Source organism: Acinetobacter pittii ATCC 19004 = CIP 70.29 (genome assembly GCF_000369045.1).
Classification (GTDB): Bacteria; Pseudomonadota; Gammaproteobacteria; order Pseudomonadales; family Moraxellaceae; genus Acinetobacter; species Acinetobacter pittii.
Genome location: NZ_KB849797.1, coordinates 520,122 through 526,121 on the forward strand (window position 1 = coordinate 520,122; position 6,000 = coordinate 526,121).

The window sequence follows — 6,000 nt, forward strand, 5'->3', positions numbered from 1 at the left end:
TATAATTGAATTGTTTGATATAAATCAAAATTTACTTATATTTATCAACTGTATGGGTTACGCTTAAAAACTCCATGTGTATTGATAAATTCATCACATTCTATGCAACATCGCCTTGAATTTGATGTTAAGATGAGCCGATAAAACAGGCATTACCATGGAAAGGTAAATACCATAAGCGATATTTGTCTGTGCTTAAACAATTATCCATTTTTATGGCTTGTTGCCCCCTATCAAAATCAATAGAAATCTAAGGAACAACAATGCTTCAAACTATGATTGCAGATTTCCAGCAACATTTTTGGTTGTATGTCTCTATTCCTTTTATGAGTGGTTTAATTGGCTATATCACCAAGGTGGTTGCCATCCAGATGATGTTTTCACCACTTGAATTTAAAGGTATTAAACCATTTTTGGGTTGGCAAGGCATTGTGCCTCGCAAAGCCGAGAAAATGGCAACCATTGCTGTTGAGCTCATGACAGCAAAGCTCATTAAGCCTGAAGAAATTTTTGCACGCCTAGATCCTAAACGTATTGCCAAAGAAATAGAAAAACCCCTACTTGCAGCGGCTGAGGATATTACCCGTGACGTTGCTCAAGAGTATCAGCCTGGTTTATGGGAAGGCATGCCAGAATTTGCTCGCCAAAGACTCATCCGTCGTGTGCAATCCAAAGCACCAGAAATTGTTGAACACATCATGAGCGAAGTACAGCGTGATGTGGATCGATACTTTGATATTAAACATCTTGTTATCAGCAACTTGCTTAAAGATAAACGTTTACTCAACAATATTTTTAAACGTGTGGGGAAACAAGAATTTAAATTTTTCAGTAATGTAGGTTTTGTATTTGGCTTCGGTATCGGTGTGATTCAGATGCTGTGCTGGATTGTCACTCAAGGAAAATATCCTTGGATGCTACCTTTGTTTGGTGGCTTTGTAGGTTTCTTTAGTGACTGGATTGCACTGCAAATGATGTTTAGACCACTTTATCCTAAAAAGATATTGGGTTACACATGGCAAGGTCTGTTTATTAAACGTCAAAATGAAGTTGCAGCTGACTATGCAGCTTTAATTTCTAAACAGCTTTTAACTTCACGTCACATGATGGAAGAGTTATTTTCGGGTACACATTCTGCGCGTGTTATTGATCTGGTTAACCGGCATGTCAAACAAGAAATTGATATGCAAGCTGGGGTTATTCGTCCGTTAGTTGTATATGCAATTGGCGGAGAAAAATATCAGAATATGAAATCACAAGTTGCTGAACGTATTATGCAACAGCTTCCAGAGACGATGAAATATGTAGAGTCTTATGCAGAAGATGCAATGAATATTCGTAGCACACTCATTGAACGTATGCAAAAATTAACACCTTCTGAATTTGAAGGGATGTTACGTCCTGCATTTAAAGAAGATGAGTGGGCCTTGATTGCAGTCGGCGCAGTTCTTGGTTTCGTGGTTGGGGAATTGCAAATCCAATTTATGCTTTAATTTTTAAAATAAAGAAATAAAAAAACCGGATGAATTGCTCATCCGGTTTTTATTTTGTCTTACATCTTATTTTTCAATTGCATGATCCAGACTAATACGGCCAGCACCATGAAGCATTAGGAAGAATAAACCACCTGCCATTGCTAAGTTTTTCATAAAGTGGATGCCATTATTGTATTGTGCCGCTGCATCAGCCCCACCTTGGTGGAACAAGAATGCAGTTAAAATACTGAAGATACCAAGACCGAAAGCTGCAAAGCGTGCTTGGAAACCAAATAACAAGGCTAAACCACCACCAAACTCAACCAAGATAACTAAAGGAAGAATTCCACCTGGTACACCCATTGCTTCCATATATCCTGCAGTTGCTGCATAACCGGTAATTTTCCCCCAACCAGCAACAAGGAAGATATAAGCCATAAGAAGACGAGCAATAAGACTAATAAAACTGTCCGCGCCTGATTGCGTTACGATATTTTTGACCACTACATTTGGATTAAACATTTTGCCACCTTTATTTAAATGCTTATTTATTGATGAGCTCATTCTAGGTTTGGGACATTGATAATTAAATACTCAAAATCCATATATATCGTTGCACAAACAGGATGATCAATTTGTATATTTTTGATGTTTTATACTGACTTTCTATAGGGTCACTGCTAGGATTTGAGCACGGTTTACCACTTAATCATCTCATGGAACTTCTTGATTTTATTCTACACGTTGATCAACATCTCGCCGAGTTTATTACAAATTACGGGACGTGGATTTATGGCATTTTATTTTTAATTATCTTTGTCGAAACCGGTTTAGTGGTTATGCCGTTTTTACCAGGAGATAGTTTACTATTTGCAGCTGGTGCTTTAGCAGCATCTACAGGTGCGATGGATCCATGGTTATTGGGTGCTCTACTCTTCATTGCTGCCGTTTTAGGCGATACAGTGAACTACCATATTGGTCGTTTTATCGGTCCACGTGTATTTGAAATGAATTCACGATTCATTAATAAGCAGCATTTAATTAAAACTCAAGAATTCTTTGCTCGTCATGGTGGCAAAACAATTATTTTTGCTCGCTTTGTTCCATTTGCCCGTACTTTTGCCCCTTTTGTTGCGGGTGCTGGCAGCATGAACTATAAGTTTTTCTTAACTTATAATGTGATTGGGGCATTTTGTTGGGTCGCTTCTTTTGTGGCGTTGGGCTATCTATTTGGAAATATGCCAATCGTTAAAGATAACTTCACTCATCTTATTTTTGGCATCATTATTATTAGCGTTTTACCGGGCATCATCGGCTTTATACGTGAAAAGCTAAAAAGCCGGAAAACCAATGCTTAAGGCTTAATTTAGAAGAAACGGAATACCACTGGAAGCATACATAAAATAAGCAACATAGCCGATCCTTTATATAAATGATCGGCTTTTATTTTTTGTACTGGGCCCGTTAATAGTGCACGTCCAAAAATCATCCAGAAACTCGCAGCTGGAATGAGCGTCAATGTAAAAACACCAAATACTATTAGACAATTTTCAGGCGAATTCCATGTTTCGGCAGGGAAAATACCTGCAGCAAAAAGTAAGGATTTCGGATTTTTTAAGGTTGAGAAGAATAATTGACGTGGGCGAATGTTACGGTGAGTTTGACTAAATTGTTGTAAATGGGTGGTTTTCCATAATCGGAATGCCATCCAGAACACATATGCCACACTTGTAATATGTAAAATGAGCAATAACGCAGGCCAAACTGGTGCTGCCAAATGAATAAACACAGCCCAAAAGCTAATACCGTAGGCATAGCCTAACCATTCCATAGGAATAAGCCAAAACGCTTTAGATAAACCTTGAGAATGAGCAGCGGTTGCAAGTAAAGCATTTGTCGGCCCTGGAATGAGCAAAACAGCCAACATTGCCAATACAAAAAACCAACTCTCAATCATAAAGTTTCCATAATATCCAAGATGGGGCCACCTTAAACGAAACAGGCAAAATATAGCAAGTTTATAAGGCTTTTTGATTACAGAAAATACAGAATTTTGGAAGCTTAAAAATTGATAAACCACTTATTTATATTAATTTTATTATGAAACATTTTGCTAAACTTTATTCATCACAACATGCCTTAGTTAGCATATTGTGATGCAAAGCTGACTATTAATTGGCCTTTTTACGAACAATTATTGGACAATTCTTGAACTGAGCAGCCTGAACAATTGCTTCTTGTTGGCCTAAAACACGTGAAAGTTCGGTGTTTTTCGTTGAAGAAGACTGTCCCATATTTACAGAAATAGATGGACCGAATCCCCAACCACCTCGTCCCCAGCCACCACCGAGTCCAAGACCAACACCCATACCTGTACTTTTTGGAGTTTGCACGCCATTGTCGATATATTGCTGAATACGGTTATATTCACTTTGTAGCTGTTGGCAGCTCAAAGATTGATATTGTGTCGGAGACACATAAGTCGGTTTTACCGTTGTAGCACAAGCGCCAAGGAGTAAAGTGGCTGCCACCAAAGGCGCAATATATAAGCCTTTCATCATTTTTCTCTTATCGTTTTGGCTCAATCTCACCAAACAATGTCTCATAAGCTTGAGTCAATTTATGTTCGGGTGCCAAATGGGCCAAAGGTAAATTTTTCTGATGCGATTCTTTCATCAAAATCGAAGGCGGTAACATGCTATTGAGTACAGGCAACCCTTCATCTTTTAACTGCTGAACCACTTCCCGAGGTAATTTTGCTTGGGATTGGAATTGATTCACCACAATTCCTTCAATTTCCAAGCGATCATTATGATCATCTTGCGTTTCGAGAACATTTTCAATCAATGTTTGTAACGCACGCTTTGAAAAAACATCACAGTCGAAAGGAATGAGTACTTTATCTGCCGCAATCAGAGCAGAGAGAGTAAAAAAGTTAAACGCTGGTGGTGTGTCTATATAGATACGGTCATATCGCCCAACTAAGTTTTGAATCGAATCACGTAATTTATAAATTTTATGTTTACTTTCAAGCGCATGTTCAAGCGCGCCAAGTGTAGGACTTGCTGGAAGCACATCTAATTTTGCAAAAGGAGTTGAATGAACAAAACTGTCGAGATCTTTATTTCTTGGAGCTTTTAAAATTGAACCTAATGCGTTACCGATTAAACCCTTTTGTTGATTGTTGCCCAACACATCATCAAAGAAATTTTCGATATTTGGCTCTAAAATTGATTTTTCAGCAGAATAGGTTGCTTCGTCACCTAAAAGATACTGACTAGAATTGGCTTGAGGATCAAGATCGATCACCAATGTTCTTAAGCCATGTTTGGCACTAATTGCAGCCAAATTTACAGTAATACTTGATTTCCCTACACCGCCTTTTTGGTTAAACACCACACGAGTTAACATGTTTCCCTCTGCATATTATTTTACTGTACGCAGTTTAACCTAGAGCTTAATCAAAAAGGCAAAGAATGTAGAACAATTAAGCAAAAACAGGTTTCACAATCACTAAGATAATAATAGCAATAAATGCAATCGCACTAATGACCAAACCTGCACGACGCTGTGCCAACAAAAGAGTGTCATCTTTTTTAAAGGCTTTCATCAGGGAAGATAACAACACTAAAAATAGAATAATTTTAGCGTAAAACCACGGTTGTACTTGAAAGTCTTTCATGACTAACAAAATTGCACCCGTAATGAAAACCACGGTAAATGACAAATGTTGTAAGGCAACTAATACTTTACGCCCTGCTGGATTGGGTTGTTCACCTTGAACACCTATAAACAGAGTTGAAGCGCGTAAAACAAAGACCATAAGTGCGGCAGCTACTGCAGTCATATGAATAATTTTAGTGAGTAAATGTGCATCCATGAAATTAACCCTTAGCTTTTAGGTGCATGTGCACATTCTGGGCTAGCAGGAGCTTGACCTTGCCACTCACTTGGCAAATAAGCATGAATCGCTAAAGCATGAATTTGGCCTGGATTCATCAAATCAGAAGCTAACGCGTATACTTTTTGATGACGTTGAACCAAACGCAATCCATTAAATTCGTCGCTCACTATAATCACTTTAAAATGAGATTCCTTACCTGGAAAATAACCACCGTGCCCGGCAGACTCATTGATCACTTCCAAATGGCTAGGTGCAAGTGTTTGTAACCGTTCAATCAACTGTTGTTCAAGGCTCATAGCTTTTCCTTTTACGATTATTCGTATATTTGCACCTAGTATACCTTGTCTACACACAAACAAAAGTTGCTCTTGTATGCTTTGACTTCAAACAAAATGTCTATTTATTCGGCAACTTAACAATAAAAATACCGCTAAATGCTCATTTCTGTTTTTATTTTATGCAATCAGCATAATTATTTGCATAAAGTTGTTGACCCTTGTTTTGCTTAATGTATTATAAGCGGCACGCGGGAATAGCTCAGTTGGTAGAGCATAACCTTGCCAAGGTTGGGGTCGCGAGTTCGAGTCTCGTTTCCCGCTCCAAATTGGTTTTTTTTGAGAA

8 protein-coding genes and 1 tRNA gene are annotated in these 6,000 nt (G+C 38.2%); 3 read left to right on the forward strand and 6 right to left on the reverse strand.

The annotated features are described in order from the left end of the window. Positions 1-275: 275 nt before the first annotated feature. Entirely contained in the window at positions 276-1,493 is a 1,218-nt protein-coding gene (locus F928_RS21120) for a DUF445 domain-containing protein (protein ID WP_170825816.1), read from the forward strand. Positions 1,494-1,559: 66 nt separating this feature from the next. Here F928_RS21120 and F928_RS21125 read toward each other — a convergent pair whose 3' ends face one another. Then, positions 1,560-1,997, reverse strand: a complete 438-nt coding sequence (locus F928_RS21125; RefSeq protein WP_002114126.1) for a DoxX family protein — start codon at positions 1,995-1,997, stop codon at positions 1,560-1,562. Between the two features lie 194 nt (positions 1,998-2,191). Here F928_RS21125 and dedA point away from each other — a divergent pair, with 194 nt between their 5' ends. Further along, the gene (gene dedA / locus F928_RS21130) at positions 2,192-2,833 is read left to right on the forward strand and encodes a DedA family protein (protein ID WP_005071971.1); all 642 of its coding nucleotides are present in this window, start codon (positions 2,192-2,194) and stop codon (positions 2,831-2,833) included. Between the two features lie 8 nt (positions 2,834-2,841). Here the strand turns inward: dedA and F928_RS21135 are convergent, their stop codons facing one another. The 5 genes from F928_RS21135 to bolA all read right to left on the reverse strand — a co-directional run bounded on the left by F928_RS21135 (position 2,842) and on the right by bolA (position 5,675). Beyond that, a complete protein-coding gene (locus tag F928_RS21135; RefSeq protein WP_005071969.1) occupies positions 2,842-3,432 on the reverse strand; it encodes a LysE family translocator in 591 nt (196 codons plus the stop codon). A 214-nt stretch (positions 3,433-3,646) separates the two neighbouring features. Next, entirely contained in the window at positions 3,647-4,033 is a 387-nt protein-coding gene (locus F928_RS21140; protein WP_005071968.1) for a hypothetical protein, read from the reverse strand. A gap of 10 nt (positions 4,034-4,043) precedes the next feature. Next, complete coding sequence (locus F928_RS21145; protein ID WP_005071966.1) at positions 4,044-4,886, reverse strand: ParA family protein; 843 nt, start codon at positions 4,884-4,886, stop codon at positions 4,044-4,046. 76 nt (positions 4,887-4,962) lie between these two features. Further along, complete coding sequence (locus F928_RS21150) at positions 4,963-5,355, reverse strand: SirB2 family protein (RefSeq protein ID WP_005071964.1); 393 nt, start codon at positions 5,353-5,355, stop codon at positions 4,963-4,965. 11 nt (positions 5,356-5,366) lie between these two features. Next, positions 5,367-5,675 (reverse strand): BolA family protein, encoded by a 309-nt coding sequence (bolA, locus tag F928_RS21155; RefSeq protein ID WP_002114074.1) that lies wholly within the window; start codon positions 5,673-5,675, stop codon positions 5,367-5,369. A gap of 230 nt (positions 5,676-5,905) precedes the next feature. Here bolA and F928_RS21160 point away from each other — a divergent pair. After that, positions 5,906-5,981: transfer RNA gene (locus tag F928_RS21160), tRNA-Gly, on the forward strand. The last annotated feature ends 19 nt before the right edge of the window (positions 5,982-6,000 follow it).

What these genes read in the sequence shown, in the direction of transcription:
- F928_RS21135 (WP_005071969.1), bottom strand. Translation starts at nt 3,432, where the DNA reads ATGATTGAGAGTTGGTTTTTTGTATTGGCAATGTTGGCTGTTTTGCTC.
- F928_RS21140 (WP_005071968.1), bottom strand. Translation starts at nt 4,033, where the DNA reads ATGAAAGGCTTATATATTGCGCCTTTGGTGGCAGCCACTTTACTCCTT.
- F928_RS21120 (WP_170825816.1), top strand. Translation starts at nt 276, where the DNA reads ATGATTGCAGATTTCCAGCAACATTTTTGGTTGTATGTCTCTATTCCT.
- F928_RS21125 (WP_002114126.1), bottom strand. Translation starts at nt 1,997, where the DNA reads ATGTTTAATCCAAATGTAGTGGTCAAAAATATCGTAACGCAATCAGGC.
- bolA (WP_002114074.1), bottom strand. Translation starts at nt 5,675, where the DNA reads ATGAGCCTTGAACAACAGTTGATTGAACGGTTACAAACACTTGCACCT.
- F928_RS21145 (WP_005071966.1), bottom strand. Translation starts at nt 4,886, where the DNA reads ATGTTAACTCGTGTGGTGTTTAACCAAAAAGGCGGTGTAGGGAAATCA.
- F928_RS21150 (WP_005071964.1), bottom strand. Translation starts at nt 5,355, where the DNA reads ATGGATGCACATTTACTCACTAAAATTATTCATATGACTGCAGTAGCT.
- dedA (WP_005071971.1), top strand. Translation starts at nt 2,192, where the DNA reads ATGGAACTTCTTGATTTTATTCTACACGTTGATCAACATCTCGCCGAG.